Source organism: Paenibacillus sp. FSL F4-0087 (assembly GCF_038020215.1).
In the GTDB taxonomy this organism is placed as follows: domain Bacteria; phylum Bacillota; class Bacilli; order Paenibacillales; family Paenibacillaceae; genus Paenibacillus; species Paenibacillus taichungensis.
In genome coordinates this window covers 1,708,355-1,728,371 of sequence record NZ_JBBODJ010000001.1, presented here as the reverse complement: position 1 = coordinate 1,728,371, position 20,017 = coordinate 1,708,355, and the positions used below count along the sequence as shown (strand labels likewise).

At 43.2% G+C, this 20,017-nt stretch carries 23 protein-coding genes; 21 read left to right on the top strand and 2 right to left on the bottom strand.

What is annotated here, in order from left to right; all coding sequences use genetic code 11:
• Positions 1-56 precede the first annotated feature (56 nt).
• Complete coding sequence (locus tag MHB84_RS08205) at positions 57-776, bottom strand: chitosanase (protein WP_076290351.1); 720 nt, start codon at positions 774-776, stop codon at positions 57-59.
• An 83-nt stretch (positions 777-859) separates the two neighbouring features.
• On the opposite strand from MHB84_RS08205, the gene MHB84_RS08200 reads away from it, so the two are divergent.
• Entirely contained in the window at positions 860-1,624 is a 765-nt protein-coding gene (locus MHB84_RS08200; RefSeq protein WP_076290350.1) for a hypothetical protein, read from the top strand.
• Between the two features lie 66 nt (positions 1,625-1,690).
• On the opposite strand, the gene MHB84_RS08195 is transcribed toward MHB84_RS08200, so the two are convergent.
• Entirely contained in the window at positions 1,691-2,278 is a 588-nt protein-coding gene (locus MHB84_RS08195) for an N-acetylmuramoyl-L-alanine amidase family protein (protein ID WP_076290349.1), read from the bottom strand.
• A 93-nt stretch (positions 2,279-2,371) separates the two neighbouring features.
• Here MHB84_RS08195 and MHB84_RS08190 point away from each other — a divergent pair, with 93 nt between their 5' ends.
• The 20 genes from MHB84_RS08190 to MHB84_RS08095 all read left to right on the top strand — a co-directional run bounded on the left by MHB84_RS08190 (position 2,372) and on the right by MHB84_RS08095 (position 19,806).
• Positions 2,372-2,770, top strand: coding sequence for a hypothetical protein (locus MHB84_RS08190; RefSeq protein ID WP_076290348.1), 399 nt, complete (start codon positions 2,372-2,374; stop codon positions 2,768-2,770).
• A 231-nt stretch (positions 2,771-3,001) separates the two neighbouring features.
• Positions 3,002-3,625: a sigma-70 family RNA polymerase sigma factor gene (locus tag MHB84_RS08185; protein ID WP_076290347.1), complete on the top strand. Its 624-nt coding sequence runs from the start codon at positions 3,002-3,004 to the stop codon at positions 3,623-3,625.
• 3 nt (positions 3,626-3,628) lie between these two features.
• On the top strand, positions 3,629-3,808 hold the full coding sequence (locus MHB84_RS08180) for a YvrJ family protein (RefSeq protein ID WP_076290346.1): 180 nt from the start codon (positions 3,629-3,631) through the stop codon (positions 3,806-3,808).
• Positions 3,789-4,040, top strand: a complete 252-nt coding sequence (locus MHB84_RS08175) for a helix-turn-helix domain-containing protein (RefSeq protein ID WP_076290345.1) — start codon at positions 3,789-3,791, stop codon at positions 4,038-4,040. Before MHB84_RS08180 ends, MHB84_RS08175 begins: the two co-directional genes overlap by 20 nt.
• A 270-nt stretch (positions 4,041-4,310) precedes the next feature.
• Positions 4,311-4,802 carry a MarR family winged helix-turn-helix transcriptional regulator gene (locus MHB84_RS08170; RefSeq protein WP_076290344.1) on the top strand — a complete coding sequence of 164 codons (492 nt, stop codon included), beginning with the start codon at positions 4,311-4,313 and terminating at the stop codon, positions 4,800-4,802.
• Positions 4,803-4,968: 166 nt separating this feature from the next.
• Positions 4,969-5,787 carry an NAD(P)H-binding protein gene (locus MHB84_RS08165; protein ID WP_076290343.1) on the top strand — a complete coding sequence of 273 codons (819 nt, stop codon included), beginning with the start codon at positions 4,969-4,971 and terminating at the stop codon, positions 5,785-5,787.
• Positions 5,788-5,990: 203 nt separating this feature from the next.
• Entirely contained in the window at positions 5,991-7,283 is a 1,293-nt protein-coding gene (locus MHB84_RS08160) for a galactokinase (RefSeq protein WP_076290342.1), read from the top strand.
• 388 nt (positions 7,284-7,671) lie between these two features.
• On the top strand, positions 7,672-8,118 hold the full coding sequence (locus MHB84_RS08155; RefSeq protein ID WP_076290341.1) for a tellurite resistance TerB family protein: 447 nt from the start codon (positions 7,672-7,674) through the stop codon (positions 8,116-8,118).
• A gap of 39 nt (positions 8,119-8,157) precedes the next feature.
• Positions 8,158-8,751: a TerD family protein gene (locus MHB84_RS08150; RefSeq protein ID WP_076290340.1), complete on the top strand. Its 594-nt coding sequence runs from the start codon at positions 8,158-8,160 to the stop codon at positions 8,749-8,751.
• Between the two features lie 63 nt (positions 8,752-8,814).
• Positions 8,815-9,390, top strand: a complete 576-nt coding sequence (locus MHB84_RS08145) for a TerD family protein (protein ID WP_076290339.1) — start codon at positions 8,815-8,817, stop codon at positions 9,388-9,390.
• Between the two features lie 109 nt (positions 9,391-9,499).
• Positions 9,500-10,081 carry a TerD family protein gene (locus MHB84_RS08140; protein ID WP_076290338.1) on the top strand — a complete coding sequence of 194 codons (582 nt, stop codon included), beginning with the start codon at positions 9,500-9,502 and terminating at the stop codon, positions 10,079-10,081.
• A gap of 24 nt (positions 10,082-10,105) precedes the next feature.
• Complete coding sequence (locus MHB84_RS08135) at positions 10,106-11,350, top strand: TerD family protein (protein ID WP_076290337.1); 1,245 nt, start codon at positions 10,106-10,108, stop codon at positions 11,348-11,350.
• 29 nt (positions 11,351-11,379) lie between these two features.
• Complete coding sequence (locus MHB84_RS08130) at positions 11,380-12,114, top strand: TerC family protein (protein ID WP_076290336.1); 735 nt, start codon at positions 11,380-11,382, stop codon at positions 12,112-12,114.
• A 122-nt stretch (positions 12,115-12,236) separates the two neighbouring features.
• Positions 12,237-13,451 (top strand): HpcH/HpaI aldolase/citrate lyase family protein, encoded by a 1,215-nt coding sequence (locus MHB84_RS08125; RefSeq protein WP_076290335.1) that lies wholly within the window; start codon positions 12,237-12,239, stop codon positions 13,449-13,451.
• The gene (locus MHB84_RS08120; protein WP_083678988.1) at positions 13,387-14,787 is read left to right on the top strand and encodes a phosphoribosyltransferase domain-containing protein; all 1,401 of its coding nucleotides are present in this window, start codon (positions 13,387-13,389) and stop codon (positions 14,785-14,787) included. The genes MHB84_RS08125 and MHB84_RS08120 overlap by 65 nt, the downstream gene beginning before the upstream one ends.
• 11 nt (positions 14,788-14,798) lie before the next feature.
• Complete coding sequence (locus tag MHB84_RS08115) at positions 14,799-15,950, top strand: cysteine protease StiP family protein (protein WP_076290334.1); 1,152 nt, start codon at positions 14,799-14,801, stop codon at positions 15,948-15,950.
• Positions 15,947-16,774: an HAD family hydrolase gene (locus MHB84_RS08110; RefSeq protein ID WP_076290333.1), complete on the top strand. Its 828-nt coding sequence runs from the start codon at positions 15,947-15,949 to the stop codon at positions 16,772-16,774. The genes MHB84_RS08115 and MHB84_RS08110 overlap by 4 nt, the downstream gene beginning before the upstream one ends.
• Positions 16,771-17,811, top strand: a complete 1,041-nt coding sequence (locus tag MHB84_RS08105) for an ATP-grasp domain-containing protein (RefSeq protein ID WP_076290332.1) — start codon at positions 16,771-16,773, stop codon at positions 17,809-17,811. Before MHB84_RS08110 ends, MHB84_RS08105 begins: the two co-directional genes overlap by 4 nt.
• Before the next feature lie 153 nt (positions 17,812-17,964).
• A complete protein-coding gene (locus MHB84_RS08100) occupies positions 17,965-18,687 on the top strand; it encodes a hypothetical protein (protein ID WP_076290331.1) in 723 nt (240 codons plus the stop codon).
• 15 nt (positions 18,688-18,702) lie between these two features.
• Positions 18,703-19,806, top strand: coding sequence for a toxic anion resistance protein (locus MHB84_RS08095; RefSeq protein ID WP_076290330.1), 1,104 nt, complete (start codon positions 18,703-18,705; stop codon positions 19,804-19,806).
• The last annotated feature ends 211 nt before the right edge of the window (positions 19,807-20,017 follow it).

Sequence of the window (20,017 nt, the reverse complement as noted above, 5' to 3'; positions counted from 1 at the left end):
ATAATGCTTTTAAATTGGAAAAACACCCCACAAGGGGGTGTTCCGCTTTTACCATATTAAAAGTTGGTCGAGTATGACAATCCAAATGTTGAAATGTTATAACTCTTTCCGTGTACGGTGCCTGATCCATTACGAATAGCTGTTCTACGGGCAATTGGATCTGAGCCGCTAACTCCTTTCAAGACAGAATACAATCGTTCTTTGTCGGGATAACGACCTGTCTCTCCCATATCTCTCCATGCTTTTTCGAGAGATTTAATTTCGGAAATGATTGAGTTTTCTCCGGAAAGACTCCAGGACTGCACGGAATGATCGAATAAGAAGGCCAGCCCCTGAGTGCTAATAATGCCGAATTTGCCAGCGAAGGTGACGGCGCGATCAAAATAACTTTCGGCATATTTACGTTGAAGTGCCTGGTTCGCAGACTTTGCCCCCATGGACTCAAACAGTGTCTTCCATTCGGATACCACATTACCGCCGCTTGTTGAGATACTGGCGCCCCAATCAATTTGTTGTGATTTCGTTTTGTTGTTGACCACATCTTTCAGGGTCGCGGCTTTGGAAGTACCGAATACGGCTTTGAACTCAGTTTCGTTGTTCTGAATGTACTCTTTTAGTAAAGGTTGCAGGGTCCCTTGACCAAAGTTGTACTGGATAATGCCGAACGAGATTCCTTGTCCATCAAAATTACCTGAAACGGTGGAATAACCATCGTTTCCTTCAAAAAATCCGGTATTTCTCAACAATTTGTCTTTCAAGCTGTCTGTAAGTGCCATATAACTTCATCTCCTTATGTTTGGGAATACTCATAAGGCGAACGAAGTCGACTTTAAAACAACCTGAAATGAGGAAAACGGTTATGAAAAAATATATAACTCCTTTATTGATCCTGTTGCTTGTCGGTTCAGGGAGTACGGTTTGGTTGTACTTAACCAGCTCATCCGCGAGTGAGGCAACTGAAACAGTCTCCACGGAGACGGAACTCCCGCATACCGAATTATCCACTTTACCTGATATCGTTGAGATCAAAAGCGAGGGGAAATCCATAAAATTATCCCTTAACGACATTCCTCAGTATAAGAATTACTTATTAAATGAAGGAGATATCCAAGGCGAGATTGCGCGCACTCAATTCACTTCATTGGATGTACCTTCTTCTAATATGTATGTGATGCTAAAATATGGGTGTGGGTCCAAGGATTGTTCCACCATTCTAGTCCAAACCGATGGGAATACAAGCGAAGGTCTAACCATGCCTGTGGGCATATTTCAGGATTATAAAGTTTCATCATCAGATCATAAAAAGGTGTTAATTCGTTACGCTTATGACGAAGGTAGTCTGGTCAAAAGACAAATTCTTGTTGCTGTGGATCTCGAAAAATTAAAAATCATTCCGTATACATCAGCTTCACATGAAGAGTCCTTTATGTTGAAGCCGACTTGGCCCATCATCTCATATGATTGGATAGATCATAACCAATTTATTATTGAAACGGCAGCATTAGAGACAAGCGAGTATTCCGCATTGAAAGACTGGTTTTCTTCCGAAAATCGCAAAATGAAGAACATCACGATCCAGCTGGACGTGAACAAACGCCTTGATGAATATCCAAAAGCTACTTAGATTCGGGCTTACAAATGTATGTGAAAAAATTAAAAAAGCTGGGAGATGACTCTCCCAGCTTTCCATTTAATTTCCGAAATAATTTTTCAAACCGTTAAGAACACCTGCGGCAAAATCGAGCGATGCTTCATACATCGGATAATCCAGGTTGGCTAATGCCGTGGAGTCGGTAATGTACTCCACTTCAATAAGTGCTCTTGGATATGTGGCTCCTGACGGGTATCGTAATACACCAAGAGATCCAACAGCAGCTTTTGTATCGTCCAGCACTCCGCGATCCTTTGTACCCAAAGCGGCAACGACAGCTGTTTGAAGAGTTTGTGCAAAGCTTTTGTCTCCGGAACGCGTTTGGGCATAGTAGGTTTCTGTACCGTTCGCCGTTGTGCTGCCTCCATTCCAGTGAATACTAATCACCGCATCAACTTTCTCGTTTTGTCCTTTTTGCCAGCGATCATTAATGCCTACCGTAGTATCTGAAGTTCGTGTCATCACGACATCTACACCTGCGTTGGTCAGATACGACTTGACGGAGTTAGCAAAAGTAAACGCCAGATTTTTCTCGTATACCGTACTTCCGTTTAATTTGCCGCTCGCTCCGTTGTCTGTACCGCCGTGACCTGGATCAATCAGAATTTTTTTCCCTTTCAATGCCATGTGTAATCACCTCTATGAATTATTTGATTGGCGCCAATCTACTTCATAAAGCGTGATGAACTTATCCAAAAACAACCTACTAAGGAGTATACGATGAAAAAAATACTTATCTTTTTGTTCTCTCTGTCACTAATTTCTGTCTCTGCCTGCTCTTCAACCAAAAAGGTTGAATTGACCTTATCTTCACCGGTAGAAGGGACCAAACTCGAAACCACTCAATTGCATATTGCTGGAACTATTTCTGATCAGGATATTTCCTATTGCTTCTATCAGATTGAAGATGGGCATTCTTTTGTTGGCAGCGGTAAGATTACTATAGATGAAGGAAAATTTGATGAGATGGTTGAATTTAGTGCTCCTTCGAATGGGAATGGAATGGTAAACTTTTATCTGGATGAAGATCATAATGGAACATTCGATGAGGAAACGGATACAGGGAAGGTTCTTCAATCGGTTTCGGTTACTTTTGATGAATCCATCGTACAAAGATAAGGAATTTTCGCCCTAAAAGTGATAATGGGACATCAGCCTAATTGTGCTGGTGTCTTTTTTATCTCCACGGATCCTGAGAATAATCATTCTAAAGGATGATCTTTTAATTATTTGTACGATATGGAAAAAAATATAGTATAATAAAGGGAACAAATGTTCTTGTTTATGGTTGTTTTTCCTCTGGGTAAAAACGCCTTCTTAAATATAAAAGTTGAAGGAGGGGGAGGTCATATGAGTTCCGTAGAGAAGATTTGTCATTACACAACACATTCGGTCACAGCACAGTTTGAGGAGTACAAGCATCAGAATCCCGCATTATTCCATAATCGAGTTGTTTTAAACTTTTTCGAACAGGAGAAGCATCAGAAGTTATTGTTGGAGTCCATTAGAGGGGAGGCTGATAAGGAAGCGGAGTTAAATGAGGCGTTTCGCAAATATTTCTTCCAATTTCGGTTTACCACTTATGTCACATCATCGCTCAAGTTCATGAGTATCGATCAGATGCGACGTAATCAGCGTTATGCTACCCGAAATGTATTGATCTATGACAAGCCATCCTCGGACGAGTCCAGTATGTGTATCGGTGAGACGATGACTGGCTATCATACTTCAGTGGATTTTTTACAGTCGGATAAGCAATCTACTAATTTCCAGGAAGGCTTTGTGGATGAGCATGTGGAATCGGCATTTGATAGTTTAACGGATAAGCAGAAACATGTCACCACACTATATTATGGACAGGGGTATCACGATCATGAAATTGCGAACAGACTTCAGGTCAGCCAGCAGGCCATAGCGAAGACAAGAAATGCAGCTCTGAAGAAAATGAAAACCGTACTGATGAGAGGGGAGTAAGTAATGGACAATAGTGCATTTGCGACTTTTATAGGGGGAATCAGTCAGGTCGGTTTTCCCATCATGATTACATTATATTTATTTACCCGATTTGAGAAGAAGCTGGATCAGCTCTCAGTGAATATTGGTACCCTTATAGAGGTCATTAAAGCGGTGATTAAAGATGAATCAAAACAACGTTGAATTCTACGATGCAGTACAGAGGGCACAATGTGGGGATCGGGAGAGCATGCTTCAAATTATTAGTGCATTTCAACCTATTATTCAGCGAATGAGATATCAGGTCAGACCCCAAGAGCGCGACGATCTGTCTCAGACCATTATGGAGGGATTGATCATTAAGATCATGAATTATGAGTTGGAACATGTACCTACATACGCGGAGTTCTGCAAACAACTGTTTGATGCCGAATGAAAAACGAGAGAGTATATTTAAAAAACGAAACATTAACCCTGTCCATATTTCATGGTGTCTTTAAATCACTGTGAATATCCACAGGGTATTTTTTCGTTAAAAAAGCGTTTATGTGGTTTCATCAAACCATATTGATATCGTTTCTGCTAGCCACAATGTAGGGGGAGATGGACATAAAAAAAAGAACGGGGTACATTGACATTTTCAATAGGGAAAGTTATCTTAGTCTAAATAGTTAAGTTATTAACTAAATGGAGAGGAACAGAACGTATGGATTATTTACAAGAAGAAAACTTGCCATTAATTGACTCTAAACAAGATGCGCTGCAGGAATATTTACTTCATCTGCCGCTGCCAAATGCAGCTTTTTTCACGATGGTTGAGGCGACTGCCAACCTGGTAGCCGTATCGGAAAAATACTGGCAATCTCAAGGGCTGAATGGAGCAAGAATCCGTGTGCTTGTGGAGATTGCCAAAGATGGGGGAACGATGCTACCTTCAGTGCTGGCCGAAAAAATTGGTGTTACCAAGGCCAACATCAGCTTACTGCTAACTCCACTGGAGCGTGATGGTTATATCGCAAGAGCTGAACATGCACGAGATGGTCGCAAGACAGTCATTTCCATTACCGATGCTGGGCGGACATTATTGAGTGGGCATTTGCCGGGAAACCGTGAAGCTGTGGCCAGACAGATGGGCAAGTTGGATGAACAGGAGCAGCATCAGTTGATTGTTTTATTACAGAAGCTGAACAGGTCTTAATGCTGTTTGAAAGGGTGTTAAAATAGAAGGTTCTGGGGCCGGATATGTGGAAAGGAATATGATTAGTTCAGCGAGGAATATGTTGAAGTCCAGCTGATCATTCTGTCCATTTAGTTAATAGCTTAACTACTTAATGGTGATTCATTTATAGGAGGGGGAGAACAGGATGTCTATTATGATTACTGGAGCGAATGGACAACTAGGCAATCTGATTATCGCAAATCTGCTAGCCAAGATCCCGGCTACCCAAATTATTGCAGGTGTCCGTAATTTGGGTATGTCCTCAACCTTAGAAGCTCTGAAGGATCAGGGTGGAGAGGTTCGTTTCATGGACTATGATCGTCCGGAAACATGCCAGAAAGCTTTTACCGGTGTGAATAAATTGCTGTTGATCTCTAGCTCACATACCGATGATACAGTACGGCTAACTCAACATACTAGTGTAATTAATGCAGCGAGGAAAGCGGGAGTTGAGCATATTCTCTATACCAGCTTTGCTTTTCCGCAGACGGGTCTTAAAATTCCAGTAAGCGTTCATAGACTTACCGAGCAGGTCATATTTGATTCAGATATGAAGTATACGATTTTGCGCAACGGGCTGTACATTGATTTTGTGGATGTACTTGGATTAAATGAGGCGATACAAAGTGGTGTACTGACAACTCGTCCAGGAAATTGGCGATTCAATGCTGTAATACGTAGCGATCTTGCACAGGCAATTGCGAACGTACTCGCAGGCAAAGGATATGAGCAGCAAATCTATGAGCTGGCCGCGTCAAAAACTTGGACCTTTGCTGATCTGGCTGAAGTGCTTACAGCGTTTGCAGGAAAGACCGTTATTCACAGCGAGGATGTGTCGGTGCAGCACTGGATCTACCCTTTTTTAAGCAGTATAGATACGGTATCTACATCGAAGGACCTTGAACAATTGATGGGTCATCCGGTAACTTCGTTGAAGGATAGCATCGCACCCTTTCTGAAATAAGCGAACGTAAATTGGAGCAAAGTTAAGCCTATGATTGTGAAATATAATTAATTTGAAAAACGCTTACAAACTTTCAATTCTACCCTACCTTTTACGAAACGAAGCTGAGATAATGGGAGAGTAAAGGGGAATAGATTGTTCCCCGTATTGTTCATCATTTACGTCAAAAAAATAAATGCTGCATATCCATAGGAGGATTATCAATGACTACTCAACCACTGGAACTGATCCAATCCACTTCAGGCCAAGCGTTGCTTGCCCAAATGTACGGTCAGCAACAACTAGAAGAACAGACAGCACGTTACACAAAGCTCAATGAATCATTCGAACAGTATTTTGGCGTACAAGATGGCAGCAAATTGTTCAGCGCGGCTGGACGTAGCGAAATTGGAGGCAACCACACGGATCATAACCATGGTAAGGTGCTGGCTGGTAGTATTACGCTGGATACGATTGCGGTGGCTGCGCCAACGACGGATTCGGTGATTACCTTTTATTCAGAAGGCTATGACCAGAAATATGTAATCGATCTCACGGATTTGGCACCGAAAGCAGAGGACGACGGTACTACGGCGTTGATTCGTGGTATGGCTGCGGGATTTGAGAAGTTCGGATACAAAGTGGGCGGCTTCCAGGCGTACATCTCCAGTAACGTGTTCTCGGCGTCCGGGTTGAGCTCGTCGGCATCGTTCGAGATGCTGATTTGTACGATTCTGAATCATTTCTACAACGATGGATCACTGGATGTGGTGGTCATGTCCAAGATTGGTCAGTATGCGGAGAATCAATATTGGAACAAACCTTCCGGTCTGCTGGATCAGATGGCTTGTGCCTATGGTGGGCTGATTGCGATTGATTTTGAGAATCCGGCCGGGCCTGTAATTGAGCCTGTTCAATGGAATTTCCAACAAAACGGCTACTCATTGGTCATTGTAAACACAGGTGGGAATCACGCGGATCTGACTGAGGACTACGCTGCAGTTCCTTATGAGATGAGAGCGGTTGCTAAAGCGTTGGGCAGCGAATATGTCCGAGAAATTACGGCCGAGGCGATTTATGCCAATCTCAAACAGGTACGTGAAGCAGCGGGGGATCGTGCGGTACTGCGTGCGCTGCATTTCTTGGAGGAAAACAATCGGGTGGACGGTCAGGTACAGGCCTTGCGGGAAGGGCGTTTTGCTGATTTCCTGAATCTGATTACGGCATCCGGGAACTCATCCTGGAAGTGGCTCCAGAATGTATATCAGACCGGCTCGGTGAAGGAACAGGAGATTGGTATCGCACTGGCGTTAACTGAAAATTATCTGCAAAAGCTGGGTGATGGCGCTTGCCGTATACACGGCGGTGGATTTGCAGGGGTCATTCTGACGATTCTTCCCAACGAAAAAGTTGAGGAGTATATGTCCTGGATGCACGACATGCTGGATACGCCAATTATTGTGGTTAATGTGCGTGCGCAGGGTGCGGTATGTTTGAATGAATCGCTGGATAGATAAGCTGGATTTATGGTTTTTAAACGGATGAAATGTTTGTTTACAAATGCATAAATGCGCATTGCTATCGATATGTAAAATCTATAATATGGATAAAAAGTGAAGAACAACCTCCTGAAACATCATTGACATGGAGGTTATTCTTTTTTTTGTGTCGAAAATTGTAATTAAATGTAGAAAATTTAAATAATAGATTATATCCCTTTATAAAATACTTCATGGTATATAAGTTGTTTTTGTTTTTATATGTAGAAAAATGACAAAATATAGAGTATAGTAAAGGGATAATTTAACTATTTTTTTCTATGAATTAGGATGTAAAGACGATTATTGGATTTGCTAGTTTATAAGGGAAGTTGAAATGAAATGAATCTAGTAATGGAGGATAAGAATGAGCTCATTCAGAAATTGGCTTAACTCAACGAAACAGGGTCTTGAGGACCAGGTTAAACGATTCAAGAACAAGGATTTTATGGATGCTGTAGTGGCAGGTTGTGCCCTAGTTGCTTTTGCAGATGGTACTATCGATGCTTCAGAGAAAAATAAGATGGCGGGATACATAAATCTTAGTCAGGAATTGAAAGTATTTGATATGACTATTGTTATTGAACGTTTCAATCATTATGTGAATAATTTTGAGTTTTCCCCAGAAATCGGGAAACAGGAAGCTTTGAAAGCTATCGCCAAGTTCAAGTCGAAGCCGGAAGTCGGTCGTGTCATTGTGGGTGTATGTAGTGCCATTGGTTCTGCTGACGGCAACTTCGATGATCAAGAGCGTAGGATCGTAGCTGAAATCTGTACGGTTTTAGGGTTGAACCCGGGTGAATTCAGTCTGTAACTAGTGTAAACATCTGAAGCTGAAAGGAGGTGAATAACAGTGGCTGGTATTAATTTAGTCAAGGGACAAAAAATTGATCTAACCAAGGGTAAAGCAGGTTTAACTCAAGTCATAGCCGGTTTGGGTTGGGACCCTTTAGCCTCCAAAGGATTTTTTGGAAGAAAAAAACAGGCGAATATTGATTGTGATGCTTCCGCGTTGCTGTTGAATGAGAATGGCGTGTTAACAAAGGAAACCAATCTGGTCTGCTTCCACAACAAGCAAAGTCTTTGTAGATCCGTAGTTCATTCAGGAGATAATCTAACTGGCGAAGGTGAAGGAGACGATGAACAAATCAAAATCAACCTCTCCTCTGTACCTGCAGATGTTCATAAAATTCTTATCGTCGTTAACATTTATGATTGTGTGAATCGCAAACAGGATTTTGGCATGATTGAACGAGCTTATATCCGTATTTTGGATGGAAGTAGTTCACAGGAATTAGTAAAGTTTAATCTATCTGATAATTATGCAGGTATGACAGCCCTCATCTGTGGCGAATTGTATCGACATGGTGGAGAATGGAAGTTCTCTGCAATCGGTGAAGGCGCTCATGCGGTACATATCGATGAGCTTGCACGTCGCTATACGTAGAATATATGGATTCCAGTTTTAAGGTTTTGTATCTAATTTTATAGCGAAGCGGGGATGAATAGAATGGCTATCAATCTATCCAAAGGTCAAAAGATCGACTTAACTAAAACAAATCCAGGGTTGACCAAAATCACTGTAGGTTTGGGCTGGGATACTAACAAATATGATGGCGGTAAGGACTTTGACCTGGATGTATCCGTATTCTGTGCTAATGCGGATGGTAAAGTTGATGGAGAAAAGAATTTTATTTTCTTTAATAACCCGCAAAATGAAAATGGTTCTGTAGTGCATACAGGTGACAACCGTACGGGCGAAGGGGATGGCGATGATGAGCAAGTAAAAATCGATCTGCCTAATGTCCCGACAAATATCGAGAAAATCGCTTTCACAATCACAATTTATGAAGCTCAGGAACGCAGCCAGAATTTTGGACAAGTGTCCCGCGCATATGTACGTATTGTGAATGAAGCTAATTCCGAAGAATTGATCCGTTTCGATCTGGGCGAAGATTTCTCCATCGAAACAGGTGTTGTAGTTGGAGAATTGTACCGTCATAGCGGTGAATGGAAATTCAGCGCGATTGGTAGCGGTTATCAGGATGGACTGGTTGGCCTCACGCGCGACTACGGTTTGCAATAGGATTTATGTATTAATCTGTGACTATATAAAAATAGGGAAGCCGTCGATCTGGCGGTTTTCCTTTTCATTAGAGCAAGGAATTTCAACATAAAGAAAGGTGGACGAATATATGACAATTAGCTTAGCTAAAGGACAGCGTATTGATCTAACCAAAACGAACCCTGGCTTGACACGAGTTGTGGTGGGGCTTGGATGGGATACCAATAAATATAGTGGTGGAGTCGATTTTGACTTGGATGCTTCAGCATTTTTGCTCCATGAAGATGGTAAAGCCAAAGGTACAGACGATTTTGTCTTTTACAACAACCCAACAGGTGGTGCAGGTTCATTAACTCACACTGGGGATAACCGTACAGGCGAGGGAGAAGGCGATGATGAGCAGATTATCGTTGATTTCAGCAAAGTCCCTGCAAATATTACTCGGATTGGAATAACGGTAACCATCTATGATTATGAAGCGCGCGCACAGAATTTCGGTCAGGTGTCAAATGCTTTTGTTCGCGTCGTAGATGCGTCCAATGAGCGAGAGGTTTTACGTTATGACTTGGGAGAAGACTTCTCCACAGAGACAGCTGTTGTTTTCTGTGAGTTCTACCGCGCGGGTCAGGATTGGAAGTTCCAGGCGATTGGCAGCGGTTTTGCAGGCGGACTTGCAGCTTTGTGTCAAAATTACGGATTGGACGCCCAATAACAGAAAAAGAAAGGTGAATCTGATATGGCTGTAACTGTCGTCAAAGGGCAAAAGACAGATTTGACCAAAACCAATCCCGGGATTTCTCGTCTTACGGTTGGTATTGGCTGGGACTCTTCCTCAGCTCTTGAACTTGATACATCTGCATTTCTCCTTGGTTCTGGCGGCAAAGTGTCAGGTGATGAAGATTTTATCTTTTATAACCAGCCGACAACAACATTTATTACTTACAAGGACACACCGCAGCAGGCCGATAAAAAGCAATTCGATATTGATCTGAGCAAAATCCCTGCTCGTATTGAGAAGATTGCGTTCAGTCTGACGATTTATGAAGGGGAGTCTAGAAACCAAAGCTTTGGACAGGTTCAGCATACCTATATTCGCTTTGGGAATGCCACTAGTGGACAGGAAGCATTGAGATATGACCTGGCTAGTGGATTTACAGTGGAAACGGCAATCGTTATTGGCGAGCTATACCGACATAATGGAGAGTGGAAATTTAATGCGGTGGGCTCTGGTTTTGCTGGCGGATTGAATGCGCTATGTGGCAATTTTGGAGTAAGTGTAGAGAGTGATACTTCATCTTCACAGGCTTCTCCCCCAGTGCCTCAGCCGCCCGCACCGAAGCCTCCAGTTCCACCTGCTCAGCCACCTCAACCCAAGATAGAACTGAACCTTAACAAGATTGAGCTGAAGAAAAAGGGCGACACGATCAACCTGAAGAAAAATTCTGGTGGACTTGGGGAGATTTTAATTAATCTTAACTGGAATCAACAGACTAATCGGGGATTGTTCGGACGAAACAAGAGTGTGGATCTGGATCTGGGCTGCCTGTTTGAAATGAAGGATGGCAGTAAAGGGGTCATACAAGCCTTAGGAGAATCATTTGGATCTTTGAATCGGTATCCATACATTGCTTTGGACGGAGATGACCGTACAGGTTCAGTGAGAACTGGAGAAAATCTGCGCATTAATGGTGCGCGCATTTCTGATATCAAGCGCATTCTTGTGTTCACTTACATTTATGAAGGCGTTACGAACTGGTCACAGGCCGATGGAGTCGTAACGATTAACCAGAAAGACGGCCCTGACATTATCGTCCGTATGAATGAATACGGCAGTTCCTTGGGGATGTGTGGGATTGCTATGTTCCAAAATGTGAATGATGAGACGTTCAGTATCGAGAGAATTGTCCAGTTCTACAAAGGACATCGAGCTCTGGATGAAGCCCATGGGTGGGGTATGCGCTGGACTGCCGGCAGTAAATAACAATTTGAGTTAGCGGAGGCTGCCATTTCATGTTAAGCGATTTTTTCAAAAGCATTAGTGAGAACTATGGTCATTTTTTCTCTTGGACCGAGATTGTGGCTACACTCTCTGACCCAGTAAGTTGGGGGATTATTGGTAGCTTGATCTTGCTGGAAGGGCTTCTATCTGCAGATAACGCTTTGGTACTGGCCGTTATGGTTAAACATTTGCCTAAAGAACAACAGAAGCGGGCCTTATTTTATGGTATTTTAGGAGCTTATATTTTCAGGTTTATTGCAATCGGCCTGGGGACATTCCTAGTCAAGATCACCTTGATTAAAGTGCTCGGAGCGCTATACCTCTTGTACATTGCCTACAAAGGGCTATTCAAGTCCCAGGCAGAGGAGAATCAGGAGGGCAAGCAATATTCCTTCTGGAAAACCGTTCTTATGGTCGAATTGATGGATATTGCTTTCAGTATTGACAGTGTTATTGCCGCATTTGGTATCAGTGAGCAGATTTGGGTACTTTTCCTCGGAGGCATCATCGGGGTGCTCATGATGCGTGGTGTTGCGCAGATTTTCCTTAAACTCATTGATAAGTTCCCTGAACTAGAAAAAGCAGCGTTTATCCTTATTGCTATTATTTCAGTGAAAATGATGCTGAGTGCTTTTGGATTCCATATCTCAAACGTTATCTTCTTCTCATTACTGATTGCTGTATTTGCTGGAGCCATGCTTCTCAGCTCAGCAAGAAGAAAAAAAGAAAACAAAGGTCAAGCCTAACCATTTTGTCACATTTGCCACCAATCCCTCCGCATCTCGGAGGGATTGGTTTTTATACCCCGACAGCAATCATTTCATGATGCAGACTGACTTTAAGTCAGAAGTGCAAGGAGGAGAATAACCTGAAATATTTTAGTTTTTTAAATTCAGAGGAGGAAGAAGCACTGTTTTTTTCTTCGCCCGTATCGTTTAGTCACCGAACCTCCAAAGAAATACTGGCATACGCTGTTGGGGCTGCTTTGTACATGCCAGCCACCCGTCCACATATTGCAGACGATATTATGAACGGTAAACATGAAGGACTCACAACCATCATTATTGATTTGGAAGATGCTGTAGGAGATGAGCAAGTCGAATTTGCGGAACAATGTCTGGCCCAGCAACTTACACTTGTAGCAGAGTACATGGGCACGGGAATGTTGTCATCGAACAGATTGCCCTTGCTTTTTGTCCGGGTGAGATCCCCGAAGCAGTTGGAACATCTTTTTGAAATATTAGGTGAGCGAATGTCCTTGTTGACAGGTGTTGCTTTGCCAAAGTTCGACTGTGAAAATGGACGTGCTTATTTGCAACTTGTTCACAAATATAATCAGCAGAAAGATAGCGCACATCCGATCCTATACGCCATGCCAATTTTGGAGACGGCGGAAGTAATTTATCGAGAGACACGCTGGGATACATTGCTCTTGTTGAAGCAGATCGTAGATGAGTACGCACAGTATGTGTTAAACATTCGAATCGGAGCGACGGATTTCTCAAGCCTCTTTGGACTGAGAAGAAGTCCAGAACTTACCATTTATGATATTGCAACCATACGTGATTGTATTTCCGACATCATCAATTTGTATGGACGCATAGACAATGGATATGTGATATCCGGTCCGGTCTGGGAATATTTTAGCCAGCGTGAACGAGTATTCAAGCCGCAATTAAGACAGACGCCATTCGAGGAATCACTGGGTAAGACAGGTCGGAATCTCAGAATGAAATATATTACGAACTCTATGGATGGATTAATGCGTGAAGTCATGATGGACAAGGAGAACGGCATTGTGGGAAAAACGATCATTCATCCGACACATATCAAGCCGGTTCAGGCGATGTATGTCGTCACGCATGAAGAATTCATGGATGCACAGGGTATTTTAGCCCGTAACGACGGAAGTCTAGGCGTTTTCAAGAGCACATATACCAACAAAATGAACGAAATCAAGCCGCACTTGAGTTGGGCTAAACGAATTTTAATCCGATCACAAATATATGGGGTGTTACATGAACAGCAGCATTTTGTCGGGCTCCTGCCCAAACACGAACAAACTTACATTTCCTATTCTTGATCAGTTCAATGTCACTATTGAGGCTACGCACAATCCTCTGGAGATCCCATTGGAGAATCTGTTCTCCATGGCGGCCCGTTTGAATAAAAAAAGATCATTTCTCTTTGTTAGTAAGTTGCTTGGCAAGCATATTGCCGTCAATCCCTATACCTCGCTGTTAAGCGGGGCTGCCTTAGCTATTCTTCTGTTTGAAGATCTAAGTCACGGAGAAGACAAGCGTATTTCGGAATGGAAACAACGAATGGTTAGCGGATTGATAGATCCGGATCAAGCCCGTGAGGTTTATGAGTATTTAATGAATGTTGAGATGACCTTGCCTGAAGAGGTGAAATTCGTCGGTTTCGCTGAGACAGCCACCGCTCTTGGGCACAGCATGTACGAGCTGTTCGCTGCTCGTGCAACGTATATTCATTCCACAAGAGAGTACCTGCCTGAAATGGAACCGGATATTCAATTCGAGGAGGAGCATTCTCATGCGATGTCTCATCGCTGCTATGCTCTGGATTCCAAATCACTCGCAGAGGGTGGGCCTCTTGTTCTTGTGGATGACGAGATTACAACGGGTAATACCACATTGAACATTATTCGGGATATCCAGCGCACTTATCCACGTAAACAATACTACATCGCTTCTTTACTAGATTGGCGCACAGATGCTGATGAGCAGAGATTCTCTGCACTGGAAAATGAACTTGGAATATCAATCACTCCATTAAGTTTGTTAAAAGGAAAAATTAAGGTAATGGGTGAACCATCCATCAATGCTTCTACAGAGAAACTAGTAAATGAATCCACATCGTTGATACGTGTTATGTCTGTAGCAGGTGAACTGGAGCCATGGGCCGCTGTATCTGAGGATTCGGAAAGGAATCGCTGGTCGGCTCCTTATCTTCGGTATACAGGACGATTCGGAGTTCATTCGGGTCACAATTCCATTCTTAGTTCAGGCATTTCAAGGATTGCAGCTCTTTTGCGAGAAAAAAGGAAAGGTGAACGTACCCTTGTTATGGGCACAGGCGAGTTTATGCATATTCCGATGAGGATTGCAGCTGAAATGGGTAGCGGGGTTTGGTACCAGTCCACGACTCGAAGTCCAATTTATACTGTGAATCGCCCAGGGTATGCTGTTATTGCAGGTGAGGGATATGCTTCGCCAGAAGATCCGGCTGTTCAGAATTACATCTACAATGTATCACCTGGGCAATACGATGAGATTTTTGTACTGATGGAACGACATATGTCCGAAGACCGCATGCAGCCAATGCTGCAGGTATTGTCACGACTCGGATGCAAGCAAATATACGTGGTGTACTGCGGTGTTCCACAGGAGGGCTGAGAAGACAAGCTATGAATTTATCTACAATTGAAAGTATGATGAAGCGCAAGATTAAATCCCCTGAGCCACTAGGCAGTTATGACCCATCCGATGTTGTGTTTTTGTTAAAGGATTTAAGCTATATTCAATTGGAAAAAGAGACCGGAGAGCGTGAACACGCCATTCAGTCGGGCGTGCATTATTCGGAAATGCTGCCCGTGGAGTATCGCCCTACGGATGAATATATTGGGTTATTTCACGATACTTTAGTGCATTCAGCAGAGAAAGTAGCAATGGCTGCTGCCATGGTAGCAGAGATGATCGTTCGCAAAAGGGGATTGGACACCGTTCTGGTCTCGCTTGCTCGTGCAGGAACGCCAATTGGCATTTTGGTCAAACGTTACATTTCAATGAAATATAACGTGGATATACCTCATTACAGTATTTCCATTATTCGAGGAAAAGGAATCGATGAGAACGCAATTCTATACATTTGGCAACAGCATGGATTGGAAGCACCTATTCAATTCATTGATGGCTGGACGGGTAAGGGAGCGATTCGTAAAGTGCTGGTTGAAGCCTGCGAGAAGATAGAGAAGCGTTATGGGATTCGAATGAATGATGATCTGGCCGTGCTAGCTGACCCAGGCCAATGTTCTGAAACCTATGGCACCCGAGAGGATTATTTGATTCCAAGCGCTTGTCTGAACTCAACAGTGTCCGGTCTAATGAGCCGTACCGTATTACGTGATGATCTTATTGGGCCAGATGACTTCCATGGGGCCAAGTGGTATAAGGAATGGGCTTCTTCAGATCTATCGACTGTTTTTGTGGACAAGGTGGCAGGTTATTTCTCCAAGGTAGAACAAGAGGCATCACTCCAAGCAGATGAAGCGTTGTCTCATCCCCCAGAAGTGACTTGGCAGGGAATGGAGGATATCAAATCCATCCAACATGCATTTGATATACAAGACGTAAATCTGATCAAACCGGGGATTGGAGAGACTACACGCGTACTATTGCGGCGTGTACCTTGGAGGATTCTAATAGATCGCCCAAACAACCCTAATTTGAAACATATTATGCTGCTCGCGGAAGACCGAGGGGTTCCCGTTGAAGTGTTCCCCGGATTGAGCTATTCATGCTGCGGCATTATTCAATCTGTAAAGGGGGGCAGCGAATGATCTATGCAAGTGATCTGGATCAGACACTGATCTATTCCCGCCGTTCAATGGGTGTTTCCGATGATGCCTCAGGAATAGCTCCAGCCGAATGGGTCCGTGGAGAATTATCATCCTTTATGTCAGACGAAGCATTAAATCGGCTCAAAGTCCTTCCCGAAGATATCATTTTTATGCCTGTTACTACACGAACAGTAGAGCAGTACCAGCGCATTCAGATTTTTCAACAAGACGTGATTCCGGCATATGCGGTAACTAGTAATGGGGGGAATATTCTGATTGCGGGGGAAGTGGACCAATCCTGGAATGATTATGTCCGTTCTCAACTTCAACAGCATTCGGCTGAAGCAGTTGAGGTGAGACAGATGTTTGGCGATGTGCTAAATAGCGACTGGGTCGCGGGGGAGCGACTCTGTGATGAGTTGTTTTTTGCCTTTGTGATTCACCGTGATCGTATGCCAATAGAGCAAGTCACAGAGAAGATTCAGGCTTTGGAGTCGCTAGGATGGGAGGCCTCAATTCAAGGTCGCAAGCTCTATCTTGTTCCTTCTGGAGTGAACAAGAGAGCTGCAGTAGAATACGTTCGACATCAGATCGGAAATATGCCTGTTATTGCTTCAGGAGATTCTCTACTGGACCGTTGTCTACTCGACTTCGCAGATTATGCTATTGCTCCACGTCATGGTGAACTTTACCGGGAAAAACAGCGGAATCCCGAGTTGATCCCTTACCGATTTACCGAAAAATCCGGTATATTTGCCGCCGACGAGATATTGGAATATGTCTGTTCTACACATCAAGTTGCGATAGGAGATGCTGTCTCATGAAAAAGACCCGTATTTATTTTAATCGTTGGTTTTCGGTGGCGTATCATTATATGAATCTGATTCGAAACAACGAAGATGGTTTAGAATTCGAGATCTACGGCACGCATTCCGATCCTAACAACATGGCGCTTCAGGGTTGTGACCATGCTGAGGTGGAGCCGAAAGTTACGGGAAGAGAGTATGTTGATTTCTGTCTAGATTTTTGCAGTAGACATCAGATCGATGTGTTTATTCCACGTCTCCATATGCTGGACATTAGCAAGCATGTTGACCTCTTTGAAGAGATCGGAACCAAAGTCTTGGTTTGCACGGATACGGAATTACTGGAGCAATTGATGGAGAAGGACCGTTTCTATGAATCCGTGCGTCAATTGGGAATTCTGAGCATCCCGGATTATTTCACCGTTAGCAACGCATCACAGTTCAAACAGGCTTATGACACACTCTCCGACTCTGGGCATGAGGTGTGTTTCAAACCATGTAACGGAGAAGGTGGGATGGGATTCAGGGTGATTGATAACAGTCGCAATCCGCTAGAGGAGTTGTTCGGGCATACCCAGAACCGTATCTCTTTTGAGGATGCATTCCGTGCATTTTCTTCCGTGGAATCCTTTCCAAATATTATGGTCATGGAACGCCTCGAAGGTTATGAATACAGTATTGATTGTCTAGCCGACAGCGAGGGGAAACTACTGGCGGCTGTCCCTCGCTGTAAAGCAGGTGGGCGTTTAAGAAGGCTTGAAGAGCATACTGAACTATTGAAAGTTGCCAGTGATGTCGCTGCTGCTTATCGTATTCCATATAACTTCAACATCCAGATGAAGTATCGCAAGGAGACCCCGAAACTTCTGGAGATCAATCCACGAATGTCCGGAGGACTACACGTATCCTGTCTATCGGGAATCAATTTCCCTTATTTGGCTGTGAAGCTGGCTCTGGGATATGAGGTAGAGCCTCTTTATCCTCAATACGGTATATTGGGAAGTCATGTAGAACAGCCACTGATTATGGATGCGCAGAAGGTTAGGAACCATTAAAGATTAGTTTCCAAACATTGACACCTTCTGACTAGTTTTTTTACAATACGATTATATAGATGACCTTGAGAGTTACACAGAAACGAAGTGATCAAGTGTAGTCTTCATTTGTTCATTGTATACCATGTGTTGTTAAAGGCAGGAGGATAAAAGATGTTACGCAAAACAAAAGTTGGACTGGGAGCTCTGATTGGTTATGTTTTAGCAGCCGTAAGCAGTCCCTTTGTTCCTGAATTTGTATCATGGGCGATTCCTGCTCTCGCTACAATGGTGGGCGCCTTGATTCCATCACAGCAACGACAGCAACAAATTGAAACATCAAGTGCTACCCAACGGTCCGTTAAAGGTCAAGGTCATGGTGGAGAATTGGAGAGAACCACCCATGAGCAGTCTATCGTTCCACGTACGGATGAAAGATCCGATAAGATAGTACAGTCAATGGTACCGGGACATCAGCAGGATCAGCTCGAGCAGGACCCCGTTTTTGGCCCTCTCATTGAATATCTCGAAGTATTGGAAGATATGGTGATCTCTGAGGGACAAAAAAATGAACTGGATAATGAAATTGTAGAGAAGTCGTTAGCTCTATTTGCCAGATTACAGCGAGTCATTCCGGCACTAAAAGAGTTAAACAACGGTGATATTAACCATACGATGCGCAGATTGATTTTGAAAGATCTGAATGGTTTTATTAATCCCTTTCTCCGTTTGAGTGGAGAAGCAAAGCGCACAAATCGTCGAATGTTGCTAAATGGCCTCAAGGATGTAGATACCAAGATTTCAGAAATTGTATCCACGATCGAGCATAAAGATTTATTGGAGCTCCAGAACAAAGCAGAGCTTATCCATCAAAGGTATAATAGCTCCGAATTATAGGAGGCATGGTTGAGTATGGCAACGGAATATGTTCAATTAAAACAGGATGACCAGCAGCGGATTAACCAGGAGGCAACTCAATTGATTCAGAAGGTATCGCAGAGTGATGTGGTTCATCTGGATACTCTAATGGATGATATAGGAAAGCTGGGGGTAAGAACTCAGGAAAAGGCCGGTCAAACGCTAAAAATGCTCGATCGTCCTGTAAATGATCTAATGTCCGGCAACCGGGCTGAAGTATCGAGCATGATATTGAAATTGCGTGATGAGTGTGAAAGTCTGCAACAGAGCAAAAACGTCAGCTTTGTTGGGCGTTTACTCCGAAAAAGTCCTTTGAAGAACTATGTATATCGTTATCAATCTGTTCGAACCAACATTGACAGTATCATCAACGGGTTACGTGACGGGAAGGACAATCTGGAAGAGAGTATCGTTAATATGCGTCAGCTGAAACGGTCCTCTATCCAAGAGATTTACAACCTGCAAACGAAGATTGCTTTCGGTAATCAGCTTAAAGAGTTGTTTGAAGTAGAGATTGCCAAGCCAGAAAATGAGAACCGCAAAGCACATTTGGAACGCGGATTGCGCAAAGTTGTTACACGTACACAATCTATGACCGAGATGATCATGTTGTATAATCAGGCGATTGCGGCGACAGATATCATCAATGACAACAATGACAAACTTATTGATTCCGTGAATAACGCTATAGACAAAACGGCTAATTTGATTACGGTATCCGCAATGATTGCTATGGCTCTAAATGATCAGGAGAAGGTTATTTCGGCTGTGGAAGCCACAAACAAAACAATTGAAGACCAGTTTAAGGAAAATGCGAGATTGTTGCGAACCACAACGGAGAAAACAAATGACTTATTATCCAAACCTTCCATGTCTATTGAATCCGTCAATCAGGCAATCGGGGACTTGATGTCAGCGCTTGATCTGTCTGAGCAGTCTAATCGTCGTATTATTGAGAGTTGTAATGATTATACAACTAAGATGACTGCACTTAATGCAGGTATGAGTGAGAGATTGGGACTGGATGCTCCGAAGGCTGCAGCCATTCAGGGTAAAAGGCAACCTGATGCCAATTCATTGAGCTCTTATTTGGATTAATTAATTTTTTGTGAAGCAGAGACGCCACGGCGTCTCTTTTTGCATTCATAGCATAGATTTATAGTAAAGCCTCACGCTACTATGGAAATTTGGTTTATAAGGATATTAACCCGGGAATAATAAGCATACATTGAACTATCCTGCATACAATCTGGTAAGTACAGAAGGATGCATTTTTCATAGAAAAGGGGTAGATTTATGCTTACGTTCG

Excerpts from the sequence above, each read along its gene's own strand:
- MHB84_RS08205 (WP_076290351.1), bottom strand. The coding sequence starts at position 776 with ATGGCACTTACAGACAGCTTGAAAGACAAATTGTTGAGAAATACCGGA.
- MHB84_RS08200 (WP_076290350.1), top strand. The coding sequence starts at position 860 with ATGAAAAAATATATAACTCCTTTATTGATCCTGTTGCTTGTCGGTTCA.
- MHB84_RS08195 (WP_076290349.1), bottom strand. The coding sequence starts at position 2,278 with ATGGCATTGAAAGGGAAAAAAATTCTGATTGATCCAGGTCACGGCGGT.
- MHB84_RS08190 (WP_076290348.1), top strand. The coding sequence starts at position 2,372 with ATGAAAAAAATACTTATCTTTTTGTTCTCTCTGTCACTAATTTCTGTC.
- MHB84_RS08185 (WP_076290347.1), top strand. The coding sequence starts at position 3,002 with ATGAGTTCCGTAGAGAAGATTTGTCATTACACAACACATTCGGTCACA.
- MHB84_RS08180 (WP_076290346.1), top strand. The coding sequence starts at position 3,629 with ATGGACAATAGTGCATTTGCGACTTTTATAGGGGGAATCAGTCAGGTC.
- MHB84_RS08175 (WP_076290345.1), top strand. The coding sequence starts at position 3,789 with ATGAATCAAAACAACGTTGAATTCTACGATGCAGTACAGAGGGCACAA.
- MHB84_RS08170 (WP_076290344.1), top strand. The coding sequence starts at position 4,311 with ATGGATTATTTACAAGAAGAAAACTTGCCATTAATTGACTCTAAACAA.
- MHB84_RS08165 (WP_076290343.1), top strand. The coding sequence starts at position 4,969 with ATGTCTATTATGATTACTGGAGCGAATGGACAACTAGGCAATCTGATT.
- MHB84_RS08160 (WP_076290342.1), top strand. The coding sequence starts at position 5,991 with ATGACTACTCAACCACTGGAACTGATCCAATCCACTTCAGGCCAAGCG.
- MHB84_RS08155 (WP_076290341.1), top strand. The coding sequence starts at position 7,672 with ATGAGCTCATTCAGAAATTGGCTTAACTCAACGAAACAGGGTCTTGAG.
- MHB84_RS08145 (WP_076290339.1), top strand. The coding sequence starts at position 8,815 with ATGGCTATCAATCTATCCAAAGGTCAAAAGATCGACTTAACTAAAACA.
- MHB84_RS08140 (WP_076290338.1), top strand. The coding sequence starts at position 9,500 with ATGACAATTAGCTTAGCTAAAGGACAGCGTATTGATCTAACCAAAACG.
- MHB84_RS08135 (WP_076290337.1), top strand. The coding sequence starts at position 10,106 with ATGGCTGTAACTGTCGTCAAAGGGCAAAAGACAGATTTGACCAAAACC.
- MHB84_RS08130 (WP_076290336.1), top strand. The coding sequence starts at position 11,380 with ATGTTAAGCGATTTTTTCAAAAGCATTAGTGAGAACTATGGTCATTTT.
- MHB84_RS08120 (WP_083678988.1), top strand. The coding sequence starts at position 13,387 with ATGAACAGCAGCATTTTGTCGGGCTCCTGCCCAAACACGAACAAACTT.
- MHB84_RS08115 (WP_076290334.1), top strand. The coding sequence starts at position 14,799 with ATGAATTTATCTACAATTGAAAGTATGATGAAGCGCAAGATTAAATCC.
- MHB84_RS08110 (WP_076290333.1), top strand. The coding sequence starts at position 15,947 with ATGATCTATGCAAGTGATCTGGATCAGACACTGATCTATTCCCGCCGT.
- MHB84_RS08105 (WP_076290332.1), top strand. The coding sequence starts at position 16,771 with ATGAAAAAGACCCGTATTTATTTTAATCGTTGGTTTTCGGTGGCGTAT.
- MHB84_RS08100 (WP_076290331.1), top strand. The coding sequence starts at position 17,965 with ATGTTACGCAAAACAAAAGTTGGACTGGGAGCTCTGATTGGTTATGTT.
- MHB84_RS08095 (WP_076290330.1), top strand. The coding sequence starts at position 18,703 with ATGGCAACGGAATATGTTCAATTAAAACAGGATGACCAGCAGCGGATT.